Genomic DNA, 1193 nt, shown 5'->3' on the forward strand with positions numbered 1-1193 from the left:
AATGGCAAAGGAAAAGTTCGAGCGGACCAAGCCGCACGTGAACGTTGGTACGATTGGTCACGTTGACCATGGCAAGACCACGCTGACCGCAGCGATCGCCACGGTGCTGGCTGCCAAGTTCGGCGGTGCCGCCAAGAAGTACGACGAAATCGACGCAGCGCCGGAAGAGAAGGCACGCGGTATTACCATCAATACCGCCCACGTCGAGTACGAGACGGCCAACCGCCACTACGCGCACGTTGACTGCCCGGGCCACGCCGACTACGTGAAGAACATGATCACGGGTGCCGCCCAGATGGACGGCGCGATCCTGGTGTGCTCGGCCGCTGACGGCCCGATGCCGCAGACGCGCGAGCACATCCTGCTGGCCCGTCAGGTTGGCGTGCCGTACATCATCGTGTTCCTGAACAAGTGCGACATGGTGGACGACGCTGAACTGCTCGAGCTGGTCGAGATGGAAGTTCGCGAGCTGCTGAGCAAGTACGAGTTCCCCGGCGACGACACCCCGATCATCAAGGGTTCGGCCAAGCTGGCCCTGGAAGGCGACAAGGGCGACCTGGGCGAAGAAGCCATCATGCGCCTGGCCGACGCGCTGGACACCTACATCCCGACGCCGGAGCGTGCCGTTGACGGTACCTTCCTGATGCCGGTGGAAGACGTGTTCTCGATCTCGGGTCGCGGCACCGTGGTGACCGGCCGTATCGAGCGCGGCATCATCAAGGTCGGCGAAGAAATCGAAATCGTCGGTATCCGCCCGACCGTGAAGACCACCTGCACCGGCGTGGAAATGTTCCGCAAGCTGCTGGACCAGGGCCAGGCTGGCGACAACGTCGGTCTGCTGCTGCGCGGCACCAAGCGTGAAGACGTCGAGCGCGGCCAGGTGCTGTGCAAGCCGGGTTCGATCAAGCCGCACACGCACTTCACCGGCGAGGTGTACATCCTGTCGAAGGACGAAGGCGGCCGTCACACCCCGTTCTTCAACAACTACCGCCCGCAGTTCTACTTCCGTACGACCGACGTGACCGGCTCGATCGAGCTGCCGAAGGACAAGGAAATGGTCATGCCGGGTGACAACGTGTCGATCACCGTCAAGCTGATCGCCCCGATCGCCATGGAAGAAGGCCTGCGCTTCGCTATCCGCGAAGGTGGCCGTACCGTCGGCGCCGGCGTCGTGGCAAAGATCCTCGACTAAG

1 protein-coding gene is annotated in these 1193 nt (G+C 63.0%); it reads left to right on the top strand.

The window, feature by feature from the left end; translation table 11 throughout:
- The first annotated feature begins 1 nt into the window (after nt 1).
- The gene (gene tuf, locus IPF36_RS34175) at nt 2-1192 is read left to right on the top strand and encodes an elongation factor Tu (RefSeq protein ID WP_133098639.1); all 1191 of its coding nucleotides are present in this window, start codon (nt 2-4) and stop codon (nt 1190-1192) included.
- Nucleotide 1193: the final 1 nt, after the last annotated feature.

It is taken from the genome of Cupriavidus sp. IK-TO18, from assembly GCF_015549295.1.
Classification (GTDB): domain Bacteria; phylum Pseudomonadota; class Gammaproteobacteria; order Burkholderiales; family Burkholderiaceae; genus Cupriavidus; species Cupriavidus oxalaticus_A.

Coding starts and splice junctions, on each gene's coding strand:
- tuf (WP_133098639.1), top strand. CDS start 2: ATGGCAAAGGAAAAGTTCGAGCGGACCAAGCCGCACGTGAACGTTGGT.